At 59.3% G+C, this 21,518-nt stretch carries 24 protein-coding genes; 14 read left to right on the top strand and 10 right to left on the bottom strand.

Features of this window, described 5'->3' with window-relative positions; genetic code table 11:
• Positions 1–40: 40 nt before the first annotated feature.
• From alkB to JFT58_RS20830, 3 genes are read right to left on the bottom strand one after another with little or no spacing between them, the layout of a single operon-like run.
• Complete coding sequence (alkB, locus tag JFT58_RS20840; protein WP_034127498.1) at positions 41–706, bottom strand: DNA oxidative demethylase AlkB; 666 nt, start codon at positions 704–706, stop codon at positions 41–43.
• Between the two features lie 3 nt (positions 707–709).
• Positions 710–877, bottom strand: coding sequence for a hypothetical protein (locus JFT58_RS20835; protein WP_169918926.1), 168 nt, complete (start codon positions 875–877; stop codon positions 710–712).
• A 26-nt stretch (positions 878–903) separates the two neighbouring features.
• Entirely contained in the window at positions 904–1,206 is a 303-nt protein-coding gene (locus tag JFT58_RS20830) for a DUF1883 domain-containing protein (protein ID WP_003191319.1), read from the bottom strand.
• 212 nt (positions 1,207–1,418) lie between these two features.
• On the opposite strand from JFT58_RS20830, the gene JFT58_RS20825 reads away from it, so the two are divergent.
• Positions 1,419–1,769: a hypothetical protein gene (locus tag JFT58_RS20825; RefSeq protein WP_003191317.1), complete on the top strand. Its 351-nt coding sequence runs from the start codon at positions 1,419–1,421 to the stop codon at positions 1,767–1,769.
• A 145-nt stretch (positions 1,770–1,914) separates the two neighbouring features.
• On the top strand, positions 1,915–2,145 hold the full coding sequence (locus JFT58_RS20820) for a hypothetical protein (protein WP_034127497.1): 231 nt from the start codon (positions 1,915–1,917) through the stop codon (positions 2,143–2,145).
• Between the two features lie 5 nt (positions 2,146–2,150).
• On the opposite strand, the gene JFT58_RS20815 is transcribed toward JFT58_RS20820, so the two are convergent.
• Positions 2,151–2,432, bottom strand: coding sequence for a hypothetical protein (locus tag JFT58_RS20815; RefSeq protein ID WP_198834513.1), 282 nt, complete (start codon positions 2,430–2,432; stop codon positions 2,151–2,153).
• Between the two features lie 141 nt (positions 2,433–2,573).
• Positions 2,574–2,759 (bottom strand): hypothetical protein, encoded by a 186-nt coding sequence (locus JFT58_RS20810; RefSeq protein ID WP_034127495.1) that lies wholly within the window; start codon positions 2,757–2,759, stop codon positions 2,574–2,576.
• Positions 2,760–3,070: 311 nt separating this feature from the next.
• On the opposite strand from JFT58_RS20810, the gene galU reads away from it, so the two are divergent.
• Positions 3,071–3,910 (top strand): UTP--glucose-1-phosphate uridylyltransferase GalU, encoded by an 840-nt coding sequence (galU, locus tag JFT58_RS20805; RefSeq protein ID WP_003173830.1) that lies wholly within the window; start codon positions 3,071–3,073, stop codon positions 3,908–3,910.
• A gap of 105 nt (positions 3,911–4,015) precedes the next feature.
• Positions 4,016–5,374 (top strand): glutathione-disulfide reductase, encoded by a 1,359-nt coding sequence (gene gorA / locus JFT58_RS20800; protein ID WP_198834512.1) that lies wholly within the window; start codon positions 4,016–4,018, stop codon positions 5,372–5,374.
• Here gorA and JFT58_RS20795 read toward each other — a convergent pair whose 3' ends face one another.
• Positions 5,375–6,382 (bottom strand): DNA-binding protein, encoded by a 1,008-nt coding sequence (locus JFT58_RS20795; protein WP_054898429.1) that lies wholly within the window; start codon positions 6,380–6,382, stop codon positions 5,375–5,377.
• Positions 6,383–6,551: 169 nt separating this feature from the next.
• Between JFT58_RS20795 and JFT58_RS20790 the strand changes: the two genes are divergently transcribed.
• From JFT58_RS20790 to ahpF, 3 genes are all read left to right on the top strand, one after another.
• On the top strand, positions 6,552–7,484 hold the full coding sequence (locus JFT58_RS20790) for a site-specific integrase (protein ID WP_054898430.1): 933 nt from the start codon (positions 6,552–6,554) through the stop codon (positions 7,482–7,484).
• A 133-nt stretch (positions 7,485–7,617) separates the two neighbouring features.
• The gene (ahpC, locus tag JFT58_RS20785) at positions 7,618–8,181 is read left to right on the top strand and encodes an alkyl hydroperoxide reductase subunit C (RefSeq protein ID WP_003191303.1); all 564 of its coding nucleotides are present in this window, start codon (positions 7,618–7,620) and stop codon (positions 8,179–8,181) included.
• A gap of 130 nt (positions 8,182–8,311) precedes the next feature.
• Entirely contained in the window at positions 8,312–9,877 is a 1,566-nt protein-coding gene (gene ahpF / locus JFT58_RS20780; protein ID WP_054898431.1) for an alkyl hydroperoxide reductase subunit F, read from the top strand.
• A gap of 129 nt (positions 9,878–10,006) precedes the next feature.
• Here ahpF and gloA read toward each other — a convergent pair whose 3' ends face one another.
• Positions 10,007–10,531, bottom strand: a complete 525-nt coding sequence (gloA, locus tag JFT58_RS20775) for a lactoylglutathione lyase (RefSeq protein ID WP_054898432.1) — start codon at positions 10,529–10,531, stop codon at positions 10,007–10,009.
• A 178-nt stretch (positions 10,532–10,709) separates the two neighbouring features.
• Here gloA and JFT58_RS20770 point away from each other — a divergent pair, with 178 nt between their 5' ends.
• Positions 10,710–11,246, top strand: coding sequence for a DUF4946 domain-containing protein (locus JFT58_RS20770; RefSeq protein ID WP_054898433.1), 537 nt, complete (start codon positions 10,710–10,712; stop codon positions 11,244–11,246).
• Positions 11,247–11,356: 110 nt separating this feature from the next.
• On the opposite strand, the gene JFT58_RS20765 is transcribed toward JFT58_RS20770, so the two are convergent.
• Both JFT58_RS20765 and JFT58_RS20760 read right to left on the bottom strand, forming a co-directional pair.
• Positions 11,357–11,722 (bottom strand): histone-like nucleoid-structuring protein, MvaT/MvaU family, encoded by a 366-nt coding sequence (locus JFT58_RS20765; RefSeq protein WP_014718508.1) that lies wholly within the window; start codon positions 11,720–11,722, stop codon positions 11,357–11,359.
• A 194-nt stretch (positions 11,723–11,916) separates the two neighbouring features.
• On the bottom strand, positions 11,917–13,461 hold the full coding sequence (locus JFT58_RS20760; protein WP_034127489.1) for an EAL domain-containing protein: 1,545 nt from the start codon (positions 13,459–13,461) through the stop codon (positions 11,917–11,919).
• A 295-nt stretch (positions 13,462–13,756) separates the two neighbouring features.
• Here JFT58_RS20760 and JFT58_RS20755 point away from each other — a divergent pair, with 295 nt between their 5' ends.
• The 5 genes from JFT58_RS20755 (at position 13,757) to JFT58_RS20735 (ending at position 19,582) form a co-directional block, all read left to right on the top strand.
• Positions 13,757–14,317 carry a fimbrial protein gene (locus tag JFT58_RS20755; RefSeq protein WP_054898434.1) on the top strand — a complete coding sequence of 187 codons (561 nt, stop codon included), beginning with the start codon at positions 13,757–13,759 and terminating at the stop codon, positions 14,315–14,317.
• Positions 14,318–14,383: 66 nt separating this feature from the next.
• A complete protein-coding gene (locus JFT58_RS20750) occupies positions 14,384–15,145 on the top strand; it encodes a fimbrial biogenesis chaperone (protein WP_332875133.1) in 762 nt (253 codons plus the stop codon).
• A 2-nt stretch (positions 15,146–15,147) separates the two neighbouring features.
• On the top strand, positions 15,148–17,769 hold the full coding sequence (locus JFT58_RS20745; protein ID WP_054898436.1) for a fimbria/pilus outer membrane usher protein: 2,622 nt from the start codon (positions 15,148–15,150) through the stop codon (positions 17,767–17,769).
• Positions 17,769–18,518 carry a fimbrial biogenesis chaperone gene (locus tag JFT58_RS20740; RefSeq protein WP_054898437.1) on the top strand — a complete coding sequence of 250 codons (750 nt, stop codon included), beginning with the start codon at positions 17,769–17,771 and terminating at the stop codon, positions 18,516–18,518. The genes JFT58_RS20745 and JFT58_RS20740 overlap by 1 nt, the downstream gene beginning before the upstream one ends.
• Positions 18,519–18,535: 17 nt before the next feature.
• Complete coding sequence (locus tag JFT58_RS20735; RefSeq protein ID WP_140915259.1) at positions 18,536–19,582, top strand: fimbrial protein; 1,047 nt, start codon at positions 18,536–18,538, stop codon at positions 19,580–19,582.
• Here JFT58_RS20735 and JFT58_RS20730 read toward each other — a convergent pair.
• Complete coding sequence (locus JFT58_RS20730; RefSeq protein WP_057975860.1) at positions 19,573–20,460, bottom strand: LysR family transcriptional regulator; 888 nt, start codon at positions 20,458–20,460, stop codon at positions 19,573–19,575. The genes JFT58_RS20735 and JFT58_RS20730 overlap by 10 nt on opposite strands.
• Positions 20,461–20,537: 77 nt before the next feature.
• Between JFT58_RS20730 and JFT58_RS20725 the strand changes: the two genes are divergently transcribed.
• On the top strand, positions 20,538–21,458 hold the full coding sequence (locus JFT58_RS20725; RefSeq protein ID WP_054898439.1) for a DMT family transporter: 921 nt from the start codon (positions 20,538–20,540) through the stop codon (positions 21,456–21,458).
• The last annotated feature ends 60 nt before the right edge of the window (positions 21,459–21,518 follow it).

Here is a 21,518-nt window from a genome sequence, read left to right as displayed (position 1 = left end):
CCTGCCGCTCGCCATCGACACTCCGAAGCTTGCGGTCAAATTAACCGGCGGTGCGAAAGGTCAGGTTGATGCGCTGCGGGCCCATGACCGGATGCACGCCGTCCTTGATCGGCATCACGCCATGAAAGCGCAGGCGATCAACGCCGCCCCACACCACCACATCACCATGAAACAGCGAGACCTTTTGGGTTTTGTCGCTGCGCGCATGGCCACCGAACAGGAAAATCGCCGGCAGCCCCAGGGACACCGACACCACGGGCGCGCTGTAGCTGCGCTCGTTCTTATCCTGATGCAGGGACATCTTCGCCCCCGGTACGTAACGGTTGATCAAGCAGGCATCGGGTTGAAAACCGCCAAAGCCGGCCTCGATAGCCGCAGCCACCGCCAGTTGGCGCAATGTGTCGGGCATGACGGGCCAAGGTTGCTGGCTGCGCGGGTCGAGTGGGCTGTAGCGATAGCCATGGGCGTCGGTGGTCCAGCCCAGCTCGCCGCAACTGCTCAGCGCCGCAGACATGGTAAAGCCGCCGGGAGTGACCATCTGCCGAAACGGTGATTGAGCCAGGACACGCCGCAGTTCAGGCAATAACCGCTCGATCCAGGGCAGGGCATAGCCCCTTAGTACATAGGACTCTTCGCCAATTTGCTCGCGCCCGGCAGGCTGTTGCAGGGCCTCGTCGGCAAACAAATCGGCGGTAGGGCCAGGCATGGCTTACAGCGCCTTGCTCACGTTGATGTCGGTGATTTCGTCGTTGGCATCATGAATTTTTGCCAAGGCTTGCTTGGCTTCTTCGATGCTGTTGTTGTGCAACTGGGCAAATTCAAAGCGGCGTTCGCCGTTGAGCTTGTACTTGATGACGTATTTGGTTGTGGTGGTCACAGCTTTTTTCCTGTCAGGTGTTCAGGTCAGCTCAGCTTGCTGCTGGTACGACGAACGATACGAATCTTGTGGGACAACGCAGGCTTGCGGGTCACGCTGATGGCGCGACGGGTCACCACATCCAGGGTGATGTTCCAGAAGCCGGTGCTGGGCGCGGTGATCTTGGCCGGGAATTTATCAAATGCGCCGCCGTGGTAGGTATGGCGGCCGCCATTTTTGAAGCTGCGAAAGTTCGCATCGCTCATCAGGCGAATATTGCAGGTCTGCGAGCATTCGATGACGACAATGTCTCCCTCGTTGAGGTGCTCACGCTGGTGGATGAATTTCATGGGGTGTCTCCAGAAGGGCTTTTTCTGAAAAATCAGAACGATACGTAGGTTAAGATGGAGTTTATCAGCCCCAGCGCGTTTATTATCGGGCCGTCGTCGACGACTTCGACAATTTAAAACAGTTATTTACCGAGTTATCACAGATAAATCCTACGTTGGTGGGAGAAAATTACCATCCCCGCTGTCGTAGGGTCTTTATCGGAGGTTTTTGTATGAAGTGGAGTGTGTTGGTGCTGGCCTTGGCAATAGGTGGGTGTGCTTCGGTTGCAGATATCAAGCAGACCCCGCCAACATTGGTGGTCATCTCAGGGAAGAAACCGCAGGAATATGCGGCGTGTGTGGTACGCAAATTGGAGGCGACCCGTCGGCCGCCGCAGATCGAACCCCATAAAGACGGCATTCAGGTGATCGTGCCGCAGAAGTTCTCGGCAGACCCGTCGGCGATCTTTGAAATCGAAGACCGCTCCAGCGGTAGCAGCATCAAGCTTTATGAAAGCATGTCCAATGTGCCGATCCGCCCGGGCGACGTGAAGAAGGCTGGGGAAGAATGCATTTCCGGTTGAGCTCCAGACTCATCCCTCACACCCGATAAAAAAAGCCCTTACCCCGCAGGGACGGTATGCATCCGTTAAACTGTCGGGCATTCACTATAAAGATGCCGCTCAAACCCGGGGTTTGAGCGGCATTTGTTTTTCTGGAAAGCCGGTTATGAAACGAGAACACGTCAAAGCCCGCCATGCCGAAGGGCAGATCTCGGCCACCCATGTCATCCAGAACCCCGCCGATCTGGGCGAGTGGATCGTATTTTTCAAGAAGAGCGGCGGGCGCAGCTACTTCCTGGTGGACGAACAGGATGAGGTCGAATCATTTGCTCGCCTGGATGACCTGATCGAAATCCTGCGGGGCCTGGGGATCAAGTTCGCTGAAGTGCACCTGTAGCAACGTTACTTGCAGACCACCACCACGCTGCGGCCTTTGAAGTTGCCCACGTCCTGGCCCAGGGTCTTGTCGCTTTCCTTGAGTGCCGGCGTGCCATTGGTGCCGACGATGCGGTAACCGATGCCCGCGCAGGAGGCGTCCGCCTTCTCGTAGCAACTGGCCCATGAATTGGCCTCGCCCGAGCAGTCGATGGTCAGGCCTTGCTCGCCATTTTTCAGGAGGGTGTCGGAGGCGGTGGTGCAGCCGGCGATTGCCAGTACCGCGGTCAGTGCCAGGATTTTTTTCATAGAGGGGGTCGTCATCGAGGGTATTGGAAGGGCGCGCTGACACTGTCGTGGCGTTGTTGAAGATTATAGCGAACTGCCATCTAGGTACAGACAAACAAAAAAGCCCCGTTTAACGGGGCTTTCAAAGCAGTGCAAAGAGGCTTACTTGGTTTTCGGCCGCTTGCTCGATGCATGGCCTGCCTCATCCACAAACACTTCGGCGACGGCGATCGCCATGCTTTCGGACTCGAATACGCCGGCAACGCTGTCACCGTGAAAATTGATCAAATGCCAGCCGTCTGCTCGCTTAGTGATCAGGTAGCCGTTTACACCTTTTGGTTCTGACATCTGTTGGCAATCTCGTGGTCTTGGTTCAAGGCGCCCATGATAGCGCCAAATGCCGGGGCAGGGCGCAAGTTGTTGCGGGTCAGTGCCAGGGGTGCAAAAGCGTGCTAAAACCATTGCAGCCCTTTCAAACAAGGGGTCGACGCGAGTTCTGACCAACCGTTGGTGACACCCATTGCAGGATCAGCGGAACTTACGCCGACATTTTTTCTCTATGATGACATCGCAACGCCAGCAGGACCCCATTGTAAGGTGACTGCGGCCTGATTAGACTGCGCCGAATTCCGTACGCACAGCCCTTTGTAAGGACTCATATGATCAAGAAATGCTTGTTCCCAGCAGCCGGTTACGGCACTCGCTTCTTGCCAGCGACCAAAGCCATGCCCAAAGAAATGCTGCCAGTGGTGAACAAGCCACTGATTCAGTACGGTGTGGAAGAGGCTCTGGATGCCGGTTTGAACGAGATCTCCATCGTCACGGGTCGTGGCAAGCGCGCGCTGGAAGACCACTTCGACATCAGCTATGAGCTGGAAAACCAGATCAAGGGCACCGACAAGGAAAAATACCTGGTCGGTATCCGCAAGTTGCTCGACGAGTGCTCGTTCTCCTACACCCGTCAGACTCAGATGAAAGGTCTCGGCCACGCCATCCTTACCGGTCGCCCGCTGATTGGTGACGAACCCTTCGCCGTGGTCCTGGCGGACGACTTGTGCGTCAACCTGGAAGGCGACGGTGTGCTGACCCAGATGGTCAAGCTCTACCAGAAATACCGTTGCACCATCGTTGCGGTGATGGAAGTCAACCCAACCGAAACCAATAAGTACGGTGTTATCGCCGGTGACGATATTGGCGATGGCCTGATCCGCGTACGCGACATGGTCGAGAAACCAGCGCCGGAAGACGCGCCATCGAACCTGGCGATCATCGGTCGTTACATCCTCACGCCGGACATCTTCAAGCTGATCGAAGAAACCGAGCCAGGCAAGGGTGGCGAGATCCAGATCACCGACGCTCTGCTCAAGCAAGCCAAAGACGGCTGCGTGATTGCCTACAAGTTCAAGGGCCAGCGTTTCGACTGCGGCGGCGCTGAGGGCTACATCGAAGCGACCAACTTCTGCTACGAGCATTTCTACAAGACGGGCAAGGCTTACTGATCCACGCTTGCCGGCACGTTTTAAGCGAAAGCCACCTTCGGGTGGCTTTTTCGTTTTTCAGCCCCATGTAAGTCGGTATGCTGGTGTACTGCCGAGGAGAGTGAAATGGCCTACGATTTTGACCTGTATGTAATTGGCGCCGGTTCCGGCGGTGTTCGCGCGGCGCGCTTTGCCGCGGGCTTTGGCGCCAAGGTGGCTGTGGCCGAGAGCCGCTACCTGGGCGGCACCTGTGTGAACGTCGGCTGCGTGCCAAAGAAGCTGTTGGTGTACGGCGCGCATTTTGCCGAAGATTTTGAACAGGCCAGCGGCTTTGGCTGGTCCCTGGGCGAGGCGAACTTTGATTGGGCGACCCTGATCGCCAACAAGGATCGTGAGATCAACCGCCTCAACGGTATCTATCGCAACCTGTTGGTAAACAGCGGCGTGACCCTGCATAAAGGACATGCACGCCTGGTCGATGCCCATCAGGTGGAGATCAACGGTGAGCGTTTCACTGCCAGGCACATCCTGATCGCCACCGGCGGCTGGCCGCAGATCCCTGAGATTCCAGGGCGCGAGCACGCCATTGGCTCGAACGAGGCGTTCTTCCTTAAAGAGCTGCCCAAGCGCGTGCTGGTAGTGGGTGGTGGTTATATCGCCGTTGAGTTCGCGGGCATCTTCCACGGCTTGGGCGCGCAAACCTCATTGCTGTATCGCGGTGACTTGTTCTTGCGCGGTTTTGACGGTTCGGTGCGCAAACACCTGCAAGAAGAGCTGACCAAGCGCGGCCTGGACTTGCAGTTCAATGCAGACATCGAGCGCATCGACAAACAGGCCGACGGCAGCCTCAAGGCCACTTTGAAGGATGGCCGCGTGCTGGAAGCCGATTGCGTGTTCTACGCCACTGGCCGCCGTCCAATGCTGGATAACCTGGGCCTGGAAAATACCGGGGTCAAACTGGACGAACGCGGTTTCGTCGCGGTGGATGATCTCTATCAGACCGCCGAGCCGTCGATCCTGGCGATTGGCGATGTGATTGGTCGTGTGCAACTGACGCCGGTGGCCCTGGCTGAAGGCATGGCCGTGGCGCGGCGGTTGTTCAAGCCCGAGCAATACCGCCCGGTGGATTACGCCAATATCGCGACGGCGGTATTCAGCCTGCCGAATATCGGCACAGTCGGCCTGACAGAAGAGGATGCACGCAAAAATGGCCACAACGTGCAGATCTTTGAAAGCCGGTTCCGGCCGATGAAGCTGACCCTGACCGATTGCCAGGAAAAGACCTTGATGAAGCTGGTGGTCGACGCCGACACCGACAAAGTACTGGGTTGCCACATGGTCGGTCCGGATGCGGGTGAGATCGTGCAAGGGCTGGCGATCGCGCTCAAGGCGGGCGCGACCAAGCAGCATTTCGATGAAACTATCGGCGTGCATCCTACGGCGGCGGAAGAATTCGTCACCATGCGCACGCCTGTAGCGGACTGATCAGGTTGGCTCTGCTGCCTCTGGCGCCGTTGCAACGACGGTCGCCAAGCGCAGGGCTTCGATGCTTGCCTGGGCCTTGACCAGGTCCAGCTCAAGCGCCTTGTTGTGCTGCTGATACTCCAGCAGTGATGCTTGGCGCGATTGGCTGTCCAGCACGGCAACCCGCAGGCGTTCCTGGAGCAGGGTGCGCTCGCTGTCGATCTGGCTGAGCTGCTCCTTGAGTTTCAGCTGTAGCGCCTGGTCCTGGCGAGCTTGCTCCTGCAGCGCTTTCAATTCCTTGGTTGTCACTCGCTGCTCACTCAGCAGGCGCTCGTTGTCGCGATGCAGTTGGGTGATTTCGTCCTGGCGCACCAGTGCGCTTTGCTGCGCCTGACGCAATTCGGCCTGTACCTGTTGCAACTGGCCCTCATGGCGACGCTGTTCCTGCTCGCGCTGCTCCTTGATGGCAGTGCGGTAATGCTCAAGCGCATCGCGGGCGTGCAGGTGTTTTTCTTCCAGTGAGCGAATCTGCTCGTCTTTGTCGTTGAGCCTCAGCTCGTAGTCGCTGCACGCCTGGCTCAACCCGGCGTTACGGGTTTGCTCGGTCTGCAGGCTGGTGCTGGCGGTTTGCAGCGCCGCGCTTTCTTCAGCGAGGGCAGCGGCCTGGATATCAAATTGCTGTTTGAGCTGGGTGTGCGCTTCTTCCAGGGTTTCTACCTGGGCGAGCAGGGCGGCTTTTTGTTGCTCGAATTGCGCCAGGGCCAGGTCGATCGGCTCTTGGGCCTTCTCTTTCAGGCGTTGGGACAGGCGGGCGACTAGCTCGCCCAGCTCATCATCAATCGGTGCTTGGGTGATGGTCTGGCGCGTCTCGCTTTCGTCCAGCTCTTTCAAATAGCGATGAATGGTGGTTTTCGAGCCGGTATTGCCCATTTCGATACGCACCGCATCGATGCTGGGGTTTTCGCCACGGGCGAGGATCGCCAGGCGTGCCGTTTGCACTACTGCTTTGTTTATGCCGCCGCGAGCCATGGGGTCTCCGTCGATTTAGTACTGTGGTACGTGGTATGTATATACATACTATATCATGATTGAAAACTGGTTGAAATTCATGATTTAACAGATGGGATATTGGCGTATTATCTCGTGTCATAAGCATTTTCATCAGCCATCCACCCTTCAGCAGTACGAAAAGACGCCTATGAGCGACCTCGACCGATATCTCAACGCCGCCACTCGCGACAACACGCGCCGCAGCTACCGCGCGGCGATCGAGCATTTCGAAGTCAGTTGGGGAGGGTTCCTGCCGGCCACCAGCGAGAGTGTGGCGCGCTACCTCGTGGCGCATGCCGGGGTATTGGCAGTCAACACCTTGAAATTGCGGCTCTCGGCCTTGGCGCAATGGCATACCAGCCAAGGGTTTGCCGACCCGACGAAGGCGCCGGTGGTACGCAAGGTGCTCAAGGGCATTCGCGCTGTGCACCCGGCGCGGGAGCGGCAGGCCGAGCCTTTGCAGCTCACGCAGTTGGAGCAAGTAATCGCTGCCCTGGACATTGAAGCCAAACAGGCCAGCGAGCGTCACGACCAGCCGCGCTTGCTGCGGGCCAAGCGCGACGCTGCGCTGATTCTGCTGGGCTTCTGGCGCGGCTTTCGCAGTGATGAGCTGTGCCGATTAAGCATTGAGCACGTGCAGGCCGTGCCAGGCGCAGGCATCAGCCTGTACTTGCCCCGCAGCAAAAGTGATCGTGAAAACCTCGGCAAAACCTACCAGACCCCAGCGTTGCTGCGGCTGTGCCCGGTGCAGGCTTATAGCGAGTGGCTCAGCGCCTCGGCTTTGGTTCGCGGCCCGGTGTTTCGCGGCATTGACCGCTGGGGCAACCTGGGTGAGGAGGGCTTGCACCCCAACAGTGTGATCCCGTTATTGCGCCAGGCCCTTGAGCGCGCAGGCATCCCCGCCGATCAATACACCAGCCACTCCCTGCGTCGGGGTTTCGCCACTTGGGCGCATCGAAGTGGTTGGGATTTGAAGTCGCTGATGAGTTACGTCGGCTGGAACGACATGAAATCTGCGATGCGCTATGTTGAAGCGACGCCGTTTCTAGGCATGACCCTGGCAACACAACCGCTGATTTGAGATTTTTTCTATTAATAGCGTCACCTGATAGAGAAACCCAATCGTCAGCATCAGGTTTGCCAATGAGCCATCGACCGAGAGAGCCGGTAGGATTCACCTCATCAACTTCTTAACCCCTGACGGAGAGTCAACGATGCCTATCATCAACAGCCAAGTAAAACCGTTTAAAGCCACCGCTTTCAAAAACGGCAGCTTCGTCGATGTGACCGACGCTGACCTGAAAGGCAAGTGGTCGGTTGTCTTCTTCTACCCAGCCGATTTCACCTTCGTCTGCCCGACCGAACTGGAAGACCTGGCTGACAACTACGCCGAATTCCAGAAGCTGGGCGTCGAAATCTACAGCGTTTCCACCGACACCCACTTCGCCCACGCTGCCTGGCACAACACTTCGCCAGCCATCGGCAAAATCCAGTACACCATGATCGGCGACCCAACCCTGACCATCTCCCGCAACTTCGACGTACTGATCGAAGAAGCTGGCCTGGCAGACCGCGGCACCTTCGTGATCAACCCGGAAGGTCAGATCAAGATCGTTGAACTGAACGACGGTGGTGTAGGCCGTGACGCTTCCGAGCTGCTGCGCAAGATCAAGGCTGCTCAGTACGTTGCCGCCCACCCGGGTGAAGTATGCCCAGCCAAGTGGAAAGAAGGCGAGGCCACTCTGGCGCCGTCTCTGGACCTGGTCGGCAAGATCTAAGTCTGTGAACGCGTATCAAGGGCGGGTATCCGCACTTAAGTAAGCTGCATCCGCCCTCAAAACGCCCGGGCGAGATTCGCTCGGGCGTTTTTTTGTCTGCAATAAACCGAATGAACAGGAAATCGCCCGTATGTTGGACGCCAATCTTAAAGCTCAGTTGAAGTCATACCTGGAACGGGTCACCCAGCCGATCGAGATCGTCGCCTCCCTCGACGACGGTGCGAAATCCCAGGAAATGCTTGCTCTTTTGCAGGACGTAACCAGCCTATCCACGCTGATTACTCTGAACACCGATGGCAATGATGGGCGCAAGCCATCGTTCTCCATCAACCGCCCGGGTGCCGAGATCAGCCTGCGTTTCGCCGGTATCCCCATGGGCCATGAATTTACTTCGCTGGTGCTGGCCCTGCTGCAAGTCGGTGGCCACCCGTCGAAGGCCAGTGTCGAAGTGATTGAACAGATCCGCGCCCTCAAAGGCGAGTTCAGCTTCGAGACTTACTTCTCGCTGTCGTGCCAGAACTGCCCGGACGTGGTCCAGGCGCTGAACCTGATGGCCGTGCTGAACCCGAACATCCGCCACGTTGCGATTGATGGCGCGCTGTTCCAGGCTGAAGTCGATGAGCGCCAGATCATGGCGGTCCCGAGTGTCTACTTGAACGGGGTCAACTTTGGCCAAGGCCGTATGGGCCTGGAAGAAATCCTCGCCAAGCTCGACACCAGCGGTATCGAGAAAGCCGCGGAGAAAATCAGCGCTAAGGATGCCTTCGACGTCCTGGTAGTTGGCGGTGGCCCGGCCGGGTCTTCGGCTGCCATCTATGCGGCACGTAAAGGTATTCGTACCGGTGTGGCGGCTGAACGCTTTGGTGGCCAGGTGCTGGACACCATGTCCATCGAAAACTTTATCTCGGTACAGGAAACCGAAGGGCCGAAACTGGCCAGCGCACTGGAAGCCCATGTGCGTCAGTACGACGTGGATATCATGAACCTGCAACGCGCCAGTAGCTTGATTCCGGCAAAAAATGCCGGTGAGCTGCACGAAATTCGCTTCGAAAGCGGTGCGACCCTCAAGTCCAAGACCGTGATCTTGGCCACAGGCGCGCGCTGGAGAGAGATGGGTGTGCCCGGCGAGCAGGAATACAAGGCCAAGGGCGTGTGCTTCTGCCCGCATTGCGATGGCCCGCTGTTCAAGGGCAAGCGTGTGGCGGTGATCGGCGGCGGTAACTCCGGCGTAGAAGCGGCCATTGACCTGGCCGGTATCGTCAGCCATGTCACCTTGCTTGAATTCGACAGCAAGCTGCGCGCCGATGCCGTGTTGCAACGCAAGCTCTACAGCCTGCCGAACGTGGATGTAATCACCAGCGCGTTGACCAGTGAAGTCAAAGGCGATGGCCAGAAAGTCACCGGCCTTGCCTACAAGGACCGCGACACTGGTGAGTTCAAGACCATCGACCTGGAAGGCATCTTTGTGCAGATTGGCTTGCTGCCCAACACCGACTGGCTCAAAGGCAGCGTAGAGCTGTCGCCGCGTGGCGAGATCATTGTCGATTCCCGTGGCGAGACTTCACTGCCTGGCGTGTTCGCCGCCGGAGACGTAACGACTGTGCCGTACAAGCAGATCGTGATAGCAGTAGGCGAGGGCGCCAAGGCTTCGTTGAGCGCGTTCGATCACTTGATCCGCACCTCTGCTCCGGCGTAATCCTGAGCTGCAAATAAAAAACCCCATGAGCGATCATGGGGTTTTTCTCGTTCCCACGCCCGGCGCGGGATTCTCGTTCCCACGCTCCGCATGGGAATGCATCCGGTGACGCTCCCCGTCACGCAGTGCTTATGACATCGGCGCCGGCTGGATGATCTCCACCCAATAAGCATCCGGGTCTTTGATGAACGCGAGGCTCTTCATACGGCCATCCGTCAGGCGTTTCTGGAAGTCGCAACCCAAGGCTTCGAAACGTTCGCACGCCGCGACAATGTCCGGCACCGAGATGCAGATATGGCCAAAACCACGCGGGTCGGTGTTGCCGTTGTGGTAGGCAAAGTCGGCATCGTTTTCGGTGCCGTGGTTGTGGGTCAGTTCGAGAATGCCCGGAATCGACTTCATCCACTGGGTGCGCTCGGCCGCGTCGGCCGGGATCTGGGCCTTGTCCACCAGGGCCAGGAAGTACAGGCTGAATTCGGCTTCCGGGAAGTCACGTTTCTCGACCAGGGAGAAACCGAGGATGCGCGTGTAGAAGTCCAGCGACTTGGTGATGTCCTTGACCCGCAACATGGTGTGGTTGAACACAAAGTTCGCCGTGGCGTTGTCGGGTTGGGCAGTGACGCCCGGGAAGGTGTTCAATTCGTGCAGGCTCATGGGCCCTCCAGAAAAAATGTGAGATGAGCGGTCCATTGGCTTGCGGCCTGCGTCCATGCAGGCGGGCCATGATACGCAAGCCGCACGGGCTGCGCCAAATGAAAAAGCGCGCCCAACCCTTGCAGTCAGCGCGTGCCGGGCCGCACACTTTGCCGCTGGAACCTTGGGTGTTTTTGCAATGATCGAGTTTCGTAGGCCACTGTTGAGTGCTGTGTGCGTGTTGTTGAACAGCTCGTTTGTGTTGGCAGCCGAGCCGGAAGTCCATTGGCCCAGCGGTTGGCAGGTCGAAGAAGTCGTGCCTGACGGCGAACTCCCTGTCAAACCCCAAGCAGTGTCCCGGCAGCGAGCGATCAAGAATGATGAAAATGGCGCCACGTTGATGGTGATGGAGTTGACCGGAACGCCGATTGAGGCCGGCCATAAAGTTAATCTTCCCGGCGTGTTGCTGGAGATGCGCAAGTCGATCCAGAAAGACTTTGCCCGTGGCGGTTATCAAAGCGTGTGCAGCAAAATGCACCCCACGACATTGAGTCGTCTTGATGCGCTGGAAACTACCTGTGTGATTACCGAGAACGGTCGACACGTATTGTCGCAAACATTAGTCGGTGCGCTGGATGTCGACAAAGCCTATGTTTTTTCATACGCAGGCCAGGCGCAAGCGTACGAGGCGAGCAAGGAGGAAGTCAGTCTGGTGCGCAACAGTCTGAAACTTTGACAGGTTCAAGCTGAGCGAATTTGAACAATACGAACCCTGAGTTAAGTTCGATTCCGAACCGTTAGAGAAAAAAAACCCCGCGTATGCGGGGCTATTTTTTAGTACATGTTTCAGCCGCGAAGCCAGGAGTCTACAGTGGCGGCGCCGTACTGCTCTTTCCAGGCTTTGAGGCCGCGGTGGTTGCCACCTTTGGTCTCGATCAGCTCGCCGGTGTGCGGGTTGTGGTAAACCTTGACCACCCGTGCGCGGCGCTGTTTTGGCGCCGCGGCGGCCGGTGCGCCGCCTTTGCGTGGCGCTGGATCGAGGATGGCGATCACATCGCGCAGGCTTTTGTCGTATTTGCCCATCAGCGTCTTGAGCTTTTCTTCGAATTCGATTTCTTTCTTCAGGCCAGCGTCGTTCTTCAAGGATTCCAGCTGGGCAAGCTGCTCTTGAAGGGCTTTTTCTGCTGCGCGAAATTCGGCGAGTCTGGACAAAATCTATACTCCAATAATGTAGTTGCTGATATCAACTGCAGACAAAGCTATAAGCCAAGAACGTTAAGCCACGTCAACGAAAAAGACCCTTCTGCGAGTTCTGCACAGGCAGAAAAAATTGTAGTAGTTAATTCATCTCGAGTAAATCATGTCTTTTAAAGAAAGACCAATCTTTCATGGTAGGTGGTACACGGCTATTCAACGATACCCAACGACTTAATGAATTCATCGCAGGGTAATGGTCGACCAAACAGGTAACCCTGTAGGAAATCCACGCCCTGGGCAACGAGGTATTCACACTGTTGGGCTGTTTCCACGCCTTCGGCAACAATGCCTAGATCCAGCTTGACCGACAACTCTATGATGCTGTCTAGAATATGCCGCGACAGCGCATCCGCACCGATCATGGCGACAAAGCTTTGATCGATCTTCAAGTAGTCGACATTGAAATTGCGCAAATAGCCCAAGCTGGAGTGGCCGGTGCCGAAGTCATCAATGGCGATCATGACCCCCATTTGATGCAGCGCCTCGAACAGGCGGCGGGTGGTCTCGGTGGGTTCGATCAGTTCCCGCTCGGTCAACTCCAGCACCAGGGTGACCTGGCCGGGTGGGAACGCGGCGAGGAATTCCCGGCAGTCCTGCACCAGCGCCATGTCCTGGCAATGGCGGGCTGTGATGTTCACGCCGATATGAAAGCCAGGGCTGAAGCGTGCGGCATGGGGCGCCAATTGCACGGCGGTCTGGCGCAGCAGGGCACGGGTCATCGGCACGATCAGGCCAGAGTCTTCGGCCAGGGGAATAAACAGGTCCGGGCGCACCAGGCCTTCTTTGGGATGCTTCCAGCGCATCAGGACCTCACAGCCGGCCCATTGGCGTGTGTCACCCCGTACCACCGGTTGGAAATACGGGATGAACTCATTGGCTCCCAAGGCGCGTTGTAACTCGTGGGTCGGCGCGGACGAGCGTTTTTGCAGCCAGTGAGCGAGCAGCCCCGCCAATATCCCGAAGAACACCACCAGGCTGAACAGCGCCGGATACCGCGCCTGCATGTAGCGCCAGACTTCACCCTCGGGCATCCCGGCCTCGACACTGTATTGATAGCGCTCGGAAGCCAGGCGTTGTGGCGCCACGGCAAATACCGGCAGCGCGCCTTGATGCACCTTGCCGTCGGCACCCAGCCAGTTCGGGCCGACGTGCAGTACCAAGTGTGCGTAACGGCTGATCAGGCGCAAGGCGTTGGTGAGGTGGTAACCGTCAACCGAGGCAAACGCGCCTTGATCGCCTTCCACCAGGCGATACACCAATAGCGCGGTATCGGGTGTAACGGGGTTGCCATTCATCAACCACAGGCGCCCATCGACATAGTCGTCCGGGTTGACGGGCGATTGGTAGCGACCGCCAAACAACGAACTGCAATAGATGTTTTTCTGCCAGGACAGCGTCGTGGCCCGCACAAACGGCCGGCGCGTGACTTGTTCACGTAGCGCCAACTTGGCGACGCTGTCACAAGGTTTACCGGCCAGCGGCAGCAAAGCTTGGGCAGCGATGGCGGTATTGTCCAGCATCAGGTCGAACTGGCGCACCGCTTCTTGAGCGGTTTGCGCTGTGCTTTGCTCGAGCGTGCGTTCGGCTTGCCAGTAAAGAATTACCACCCCCAACAGAATGGGCAGCAGCCCGCACAGGGTGCTGATGAAATAGCGTGCGGCTCGGCTTCGTGGGCCTTTGACGGTCAGGGGCATGGGAGCAGTCAATCGTGAAAAAGAGAGTGGGCTCTGCCGATGATAGATGGCATTGCACGGGGCTGCTCACTTGTTTAACGCCTACTGACCTAGCCGTTCGGTCAGTTGTGGCGGGCACTTCAACTTGGCAACATAAACTTCATTGCAAAACGTAAGAGACTCGGTAGCCCTTAATCCCTACAGCCTCTTTCTTAGCCGCTCAGCCCAATTTTGGCGGGAGGGCCGCGTCTCGCCCTTCGATTGATGAGTCATGGCTTGCAACTCTTTCACTGACATTCACGAGGAAGTATCTGTAATGAAAACTATCGCATTGGCCGTTGTATTTCTGGCGGTCACCGGCGTTGCCGCTTTGCCTGTTGTCGCCGCAGACGGCAAGATCACCTTGACCGGTGAAATCACCGGCACCACTTGCAGCATCAGCGGTGGCACGGGCTCTGCGCCCGGCACCAGCCCGGACTTTTCGGTGCCACTCAACAAGGTCCAGGCCAGCGCGCTCAAGGCGCCCGGCCAGACTGCCGGGGCGAAACCCTATTACATCCATGTCGGTTCCTGCCCGAAGGATACGACCGTCGCCGTGATGTATGAGAGCAGCAGCCCCGCGATCAATCCGGCGACCGGTAACCTGGTCAACCAGGCACCCGCCAAGCCGACGCCTGCCACCCTCGTTGAGGTGCAACTTGTGGATGGCGTCACCCACCAGCCCATGGATTTGCGCCTGGGCCAGAACTCCAGCCCCGCGAAAGTCCCGGCAAGCGGCGAGGTGTCGCTGCCCTTTGCTGCTCAATACATTGCCACGGGCACTGCTACGCCAGGCCCGGTCAGTACGCAAGTGCTGTATTCGGTGACGTTCCCCTGATCGAGGCCCCGTTGCCTGGCCGTGCGCCAGGCAAGGACAGACGAAATGCTTGCCCGGACATTGCTAGTGACCCCCCTGCTGAGCGCACTGCTGACCAGTGTCGGGTTGGTGTCCGCCGCTCACGCCGGCGTAGTGATCGACGGCACGCGGCACATCTATCCGCAGCAGCGTCGAGAAATCACGCTGCGCCTGACCAATGACGATCAGCGAGCGCCGCGCCTGGTCCAGGTGTGGCTGGACCAGGGCGACCCGGCGCAAGACCCCACCGGCAGCGACGTGCCGTTCAGCCTGTCGCCCCCTGTGTTTCGCATGGACGCGGGCAAAAGCCAGGTAGTGCGACTGGTGTATACCCAGGACCCACTGCCGGATGACCGCGAATCGTTGTTCTGGCTCAACGCCCTGGAGATACCGCCCAAGGTCAACGTGGCACCGGGCAGCCCGCAAGAGGCCCCTTCGAACCACCTGCAGTTCGCTTTTCGTATCCGCACCAAAGTGTTTTTCCGCCCGGCCCAATTGCCGGGCTCCGCGGACGAGGCGCCCACCCACTTACGCTGGACCCTGCACCGGAGTGCCCAGGTACCGCTACTGGAAGTGCACAACCCATCGGCTTATCACGTGACCTTCAATGAGGTTGCCTTGGCCATGGGCTCGGGCCCGGGTGCTCGCCTGTTACCGGCGGGAGAGGGCATGGTGCCCCCCGGCGGCAGCCTGAAGCTGCCCGTCAAGGATGTCGCACAAGCAATACCCGCCGACGCCCAGGTGCATTTCAAATACATCAATGATTACGGCGCATTCTCCGTGCCGCAGCGTGCTCCCCTGAAGTTCTGATCATGTATGCCTTATTGCAAATACCCGTTCACCGCTTTACGGCCTGGCTGTTTGCCAACCCCAACTTACTGCTGTGGCTGGGCCTGCTCAGTACCTTATTGATGTCGGCAGAAGCCGCGCCACTGGTGTTTGACATCGAGGCGTTCGCCAGCGGGCTGTCCTCTTCGGCAGATATCTCACGCTTCAATACCAGCAACGTGTTGGCGCCAGGTGTCTACCGCGTAGATGTGATGCTCAACGGGCAATCGATGGGACGCCGCGAGATCACCTTCGTCCCCCTTGCCGGACAGGACGACGCCCAGCCTTGCCTGAACGCTGCCGAGCTTGGCCAACTGGGGGTTTCTGTGCAGGCGCTGGCGGATAACACCGAGCATGCCTGCCGGGATTTTGCCGAGTGGATACCCATGGCCAGCAGCCGCGTCGATATCGAGACCCTGACCCTGGATGTCAGCATCCCGCAGATCTATATCAACCGTTCCGCGCGCGGCTACATTGACCCGTCTGAATGGGACAATGGCATTGACGCCGCGCTGCTCAACTACAACTTCAGTGCCGCGACGGCGACAGCGGGCGCCGGTGAGGATCGTGGCTACCTGGGCCTCAACGGCGGTCTCAACCTGGGCGACTGGCGGCTGCGCCATCAGGGTGGGCAGGCATGGGCATCCGGTAGCGGCCTGGCGCGTTATCAACACACCGCCACCTACCTGCAACGGTCCCTTGCCGCCTGGCGTTCACAACTGACCGTCGGCGACAGCTTCAGCAGTGGCCAGATCCTCGACGGTGTGCGTGTACGCGGCATCACCCTGGCCACCGATGACCGCATGCTTGCCCAGTCGCAACAAGGCTATGCGCCTCAGGTGCGAGGCATTGCCGACAGCAATGCAACGGTGACAGTGCGCCAGAACGGCTACACCCTCTACGAAACCACAGTGGCCCCGGGGCCGTTTGTCATCGATGACCTGTACCCCACCGGGTACGGCGGCGACCTGCACGTCAGCGTCACCGAGGTCGACGGCCGGCGCAGCAGCTTCGTGGTGCCTTACTCCGTGGTGCCTTACCTGCTGCGTGACGGTGCCAGCCACTACAGCGTGACCTTGGGGCAGTTGCAGCAATACGGCGTCAGCGATGCCAGCCCGCTGATCTTGCAGGGTACGCTGCAGCATGGCCTGGGCGATCGTCTGAGCGCCTATGGTGGCAGTACGCTTTCCCCAGGCTACGGCCAGGCCAAAGCCGGCCTGGCGATGAGTACTCCGATTGGCGCGTTCTCCCTCGACAACACCCACTCGCGCACCCAAGTTCTGGGGCTGGGCGTAGTCGGCGGGCAAAGCTGGGGCCTGGCTTATAACAAGAACCTGCCGTTCTCGGGAACGCACTTTGCGCTGGGCGCCTATCGTTTCTCCACGGACGGGTACCTGAACCTGCCTGATGCGCTCAATGTGCGGGAACTGGCCCGCCAAGGCGGGAGTATCAACAGTTACGCGAGGCAGAAAAGCCGCCTCGACCTGACAATCAGCCAGCAGTTGGGCGCAGGCTCGCTGAGCCTGTATGGCAGCTCCATCGACTACTGGGCGGGCCGCCAAGGGCGCCAGACATCCTTCACCCTCAGTTATGCGGCTAATTGGAAGTCACTCAACTGGAACCTTTCGGCGCAGCGCTCGCGTGTCAGTGAAACCCATCAATTGAACGATCACGAGCGCAGCGACGAAATCTTTTTTGGCCGGTCGGCGCAAGCCGGGCGCGTGGATAATCACCTGGTTCTGACACTGTCCATGCCATTGGGCGCAGGAACGCGTGCGCCAACCCTGAGCAGCAGCCTGTCGCACGATGCTGGCGATTCACGCGGCAGCCAGCATCAGGTGGGAATCAATGGTTTGCTGGGTGACACCGGTGAAGCCAGCTACGGGCTGACTGGCAGCCGTGGCACGGGCCACCAGCAAGGCTCCAGCTTCAATGCCTACGCGGGCTATCGCAGCCGGGCTGCGAGCCTGCGGGCCGGCTATGCCCAGGCCCGCGACAGTTCGCAACTATCCATGAGTGCCGATGGCGGGCTGATAGCCCACGAGGGTGGCGTGACCTTCGCGCAAAACCTCGGTGAAGCCTCGGCACTGGTGTATGCGCCGGATGCACAAGGTGCCCGGCTCGGCAGCAGCGGGGCGCGTATCGATAAGCAGGGTTATGCGGTGCTGCCAGCCCTCAGGGCTTATCAGCGCAATGAAGTAGATATCGATCCCGAGGGCATGCCCATGGATGTCGAACTCAAGGAATCGAGTCACGCCGTGGTGCCGACGCTGGGAGCCGTCTCACTGGTCAGGTTCGAGACCGTCAGTGGCCGTGCCGTGGTGATCAAGGCCACTCATATGGGTGGCAAGCCGTTGCCATTTGCCGCGCAAGTGTTTGACGAGCGCGGCGTCGAAATCGGCGTGATCGGCCAGGCTGGCAAGGCTTTTGTGCGCGGGGTTGCCGACCAGGGGCGGTTGACGGTGCGCTGGAATGCAGGGGCGGCTGACCAGTGCTTCATCCATTACCGTTTGCCGCCGCGCAGGCCCGAGCAACGCCAGGAAAGCGCGGACCAGTTGGTCAGTCAATGTGCCGACCATGGTGATGCGGACGAGGAGCGCAGTTGATGACTCATCGATTGCTCCGCGTGCTGCTTGGCCTGGCCCTGGCGGTGCAGACAGTATTGGCCCATGGGGAAATCGTCATTGACCGCACGCGCATCATTTACCCGGCCAGCGCCGCTGGGGTAACGGTCAACCTGCACAATGAGGCCGACGGCCCGCGATTGGCCCAGGTGTGGATCGATGCGGGCGACCCGCAGGTCGCGCCCGAGTCCAGTGATGTGCCCTTTACGGTGACCCCGCCGATCCTGCGCCTGGATGCCGGCAAGCACCGCGCATTGCGGGTGATGTACCACGCGACCCAAGACAAGGCCATGGCCGTGCCTCAGGAGTTGGTGTACTGGCTGAATGTGCTGGGGATCCGCCCGTCTGTCGATACCGGCAACCAGCTGCAATTTGCCTTTCGCACACGGATCAAGCTCTTCCTGCGCCCGGACGCGTTGCCAGGCCAAGCGCAGCAGGCGGTGGATACGTTGCAGTGGCGCCTGGCAGGCGACGGCCCGGTCCTGCAGGTGCGCAATCCCAGTGCCTTTCATGTGACGCTTTCCAGCGTGTTGCTGACCGTCGATGGCGTCGAGTACCACAGTGAGGCCCCGCCGATGCTGTTGCCGCGCTCGGTTGCCCGCATCGTGCTGGAGGGCAGGGCGCCGTGGGGGCAGGGTACGGTCGCGCTGCGATTTACCACCCTGGATGACCATGGCATGACGCGTACGCACACAGTGTCTTTGGGGCACACGAAGGATTTGGCGATATGAACGGTGTCCGGCAATTTATGATCAGGTTTTTACAGATTGGCGTGTGCTTGAGTATTTGCGCAGTCGCGATGGACGCACAGGCGCATTTCAATGCAGGCGTCTGTACCCCCCAAGCCCCGGTGACGCTGTTCGTCCCGCCCATCACCCTGCCTGACAACCTGCAGGTGGGCGAGGCGATTGGCTACCCAAGTGGCTATGACTTCGCCGGCAATGGCTTTGTCATGCGGTGCCGCTACACCGACTGGCCATTGTCGCAGCCGGTGTCGGCCAACATCAGCGTGGTCAATTCGCCGGCGACCGGCATAACGTTCAACGCAAATGGGCTGACGTTGCCGGTCTATGCGACCAGCTACCCTGGCGTCGGGTTCGTCATGATGGCCGGGGATCCGTCCCAGCATTTGAAGGTCATCACCCACACCGGCGTCACGCTGTTGGACACCAAGCACAACAAACCCAATGGCTGGGGCCTGCAAGGGCGCGTGTATCTGGTGGCGACGGGCCCGATCACCTCGGGCACCATCCCTGGGAACACAGTCGCCAGGTATATGCTGACCAATGTCAATATCGAAAGCCCCGGCGCTGCCTCGGTCAACTTCGCCGATACGGTGATATTGCCGCCGCAAAAGCCAACTTGCCGGGTGACCACGCCGTCGCTTGCAATGCCGCTGGGGCAGGTGCCCAGCCGTGATTTCAAGGGAGTCGGCAGCAGCGCCGGCAGCGTTAGTCGCGACATAACCCTGGACTGTGCCGGCGGCACCGGCGGCATCCTGGATGTATGGATCACCGTGACTGACCAGACGGAACCCGGCAACCGCAGTAACCAGTTGTCCTTGACCCGCAACTCGCACGCCCGCGGCGTCGCCCTGCAATTGCTCAGTGGCGATCGGTTGGTAAGCTATGGGCCCGATTCCTCCGGCGTGGGCAACCCGAACCAATGGCAGGTCGCAAACACGGGCAACGGCGCCCTGACGATTCCCTTGACCGCCCGTTACGTTCAAACCGCGTCGACCATCAAGCCTGGTACCGCCAACGGCCTGGCCTCGTTTACCCTGAGTTACCGGTGAGCCCCGGGATCAGGGTACAGCGTTTGCGCCAGTGCGATAAACGCCAGGGTTGCGGGAGAGGCCTGGCGGCGATCCAGCACCGCCAGGCCTATGCGGCGCGGTACGCCCGGTGACAACGGGCGGGCAACGTAGCGCTGGTCGGCATCGGCCGGCAGTGAGCCCTGGGCCACGATACTCAGGCCGTCGCCGCGGCTTACAGCTTCCAGGGTAGTAAGTAGCTGAGTGCAGCGATAACGCACTTTAGGTTGCAACTGCGCTTCACCAAACAACCGCGTGACCAGCTCTGCTGAGCCTGCCTCGGTCAGGATGAACGGGTCATCGCACAACGCTTTCAAAGGTACCGCCATGCTTGCCGCCAAGGCATGGCCGACCGGTATCAGCGCCACCAGTTGGTCTTCGAGCAGGGCCACGGTGTCGAAGCGTTCCTGCTCCAGTACCACGAAGCCCACATCCACCCGGCGCTGATCCAGCCATTGAACGACCTGCCGGTCCGGCCCTTCGTCTATATGTACCTCGATACCCGGATAGTCCCTTCGAAAGTGGCTGAGAATGGTTGGTAGCAAACGGTTCGAAGCGGTGGGGCCGAACGACCCTATACGCAATGTACCGCGCTTCATCCCGCGGGCATCGGCGGCTTCCTGCTGCAAGGTGTTGGCCAGGCCCAGCATGCCCCGTGCGCGCCCAAGTAACTGCGCGCCGATATCGCTCAGTTCCACCAGGGTCTGGTGCCGGCGAAACAACTCTACCCCCAGTTCCTGCTCCAGGGCCTTGATCGCATGGGACACCGCCGATTGGCTGATGCCCAGGCGATGCGCCGCACTGGTGAAGCCTCGGAGTTCGGCGACCAGGGAGAAGATTTCCAGCTGGGTCAGGGTCATGAGTAAAGCCTTGTTTTACGATGACAAATCATTAGTAAAAGAATAGTCCCATCCTTTCTCACGTTGAGCACATTCTTATGCATGCCCGCGAAGGCCTCACTTACCTGAAGCTGGCCGCTGTCACCATGATCTGGGGCGGGACCTTCGTCGCCGGGCGCTTTCTGGCCGATCACGTGGACCCGCTGCTCGCGGCCTGCCTGCGGTTTATCCTGGCCAGCCTCGCGTTGCTGCTGTTCCTGGCCTGCGCGCGCATCCCACTGGCGCGCCCAACTACAGGGCAAATGGCGCGGCTGGTACTGCTGGGCCTATGCGGCATCTTTTTCTACAACCTGTGTTTTTTCTATGGCCTTCACTACATCAATGCGTCGCGGGCGTCCTTGATCGTGGCATTGAACCCGGCAGTGATCGGCCTGGCGTCCTGGTTGTTGTTCAAGGAGCGCCTGGGCCGGGCCAAGTGGCTGGGTATCGGGCTGTGCCTGGTGGGGGCGGCTGTGGTGATCGTGAGCCGCAATCCCAACCTCATGCAGGGGGCCCGCAACGCTTGGATCGGTGACCTGTTGATCCTGGGCTGCGTAATGGCCTGGGGGGCCTATTCGCTGCTGTCTCGGGAACTCAACCAGACGTTGGGGCCGGTGCAAACCGTCACTTGGTCGGTGCTGTGGGGTACGCTGATGTTGACCCTTGCCACCCTCGCCACCGGTCGGCTGACGCTGCAAGGTTTCAGCGCGCTGCAGCTGGCGCAGTGGTACAGCCTGCTGTACCTGGGTGTGCTGGGTTCGGCCCTGGCCTATATTGGTTACTACGACGGCATCCGGCGAATCGGCGCGACCCGCTCCGGGGTGTTCATCGCCCTCAACCCGCTGACAGCGGTGATATGTGGCGCGTTGCTGCTGGACGAAGCCTTGACGGTGCCGATGCTGGCGGGTGGCGCGGTCATCCTGTTGGGCATCTACCTGTGCAACAAACCCCTTGCGCGGGGCAGGGCAATGGGGATTTGATAAGAGTACGGACAAACCTGGTTACGCTGTGTAGAATCAGTTTACGCATACAAGAATATG

This window comes from Pseudomonas sp. MF6767 (genome assembly GCF_016405475.1).
In the GTDB taxonomy this organism is placed as follows: Bacteria; Pseudomonadota; Gammaproteobacteria; order Pseudomonadales; family Pseudomonadaceae; genus Aquipseudomonas; species Aquipseudomonas paracarnis.
This window is presented reverse-complemented; position numbering and strand designations above follow the sequence as displayed.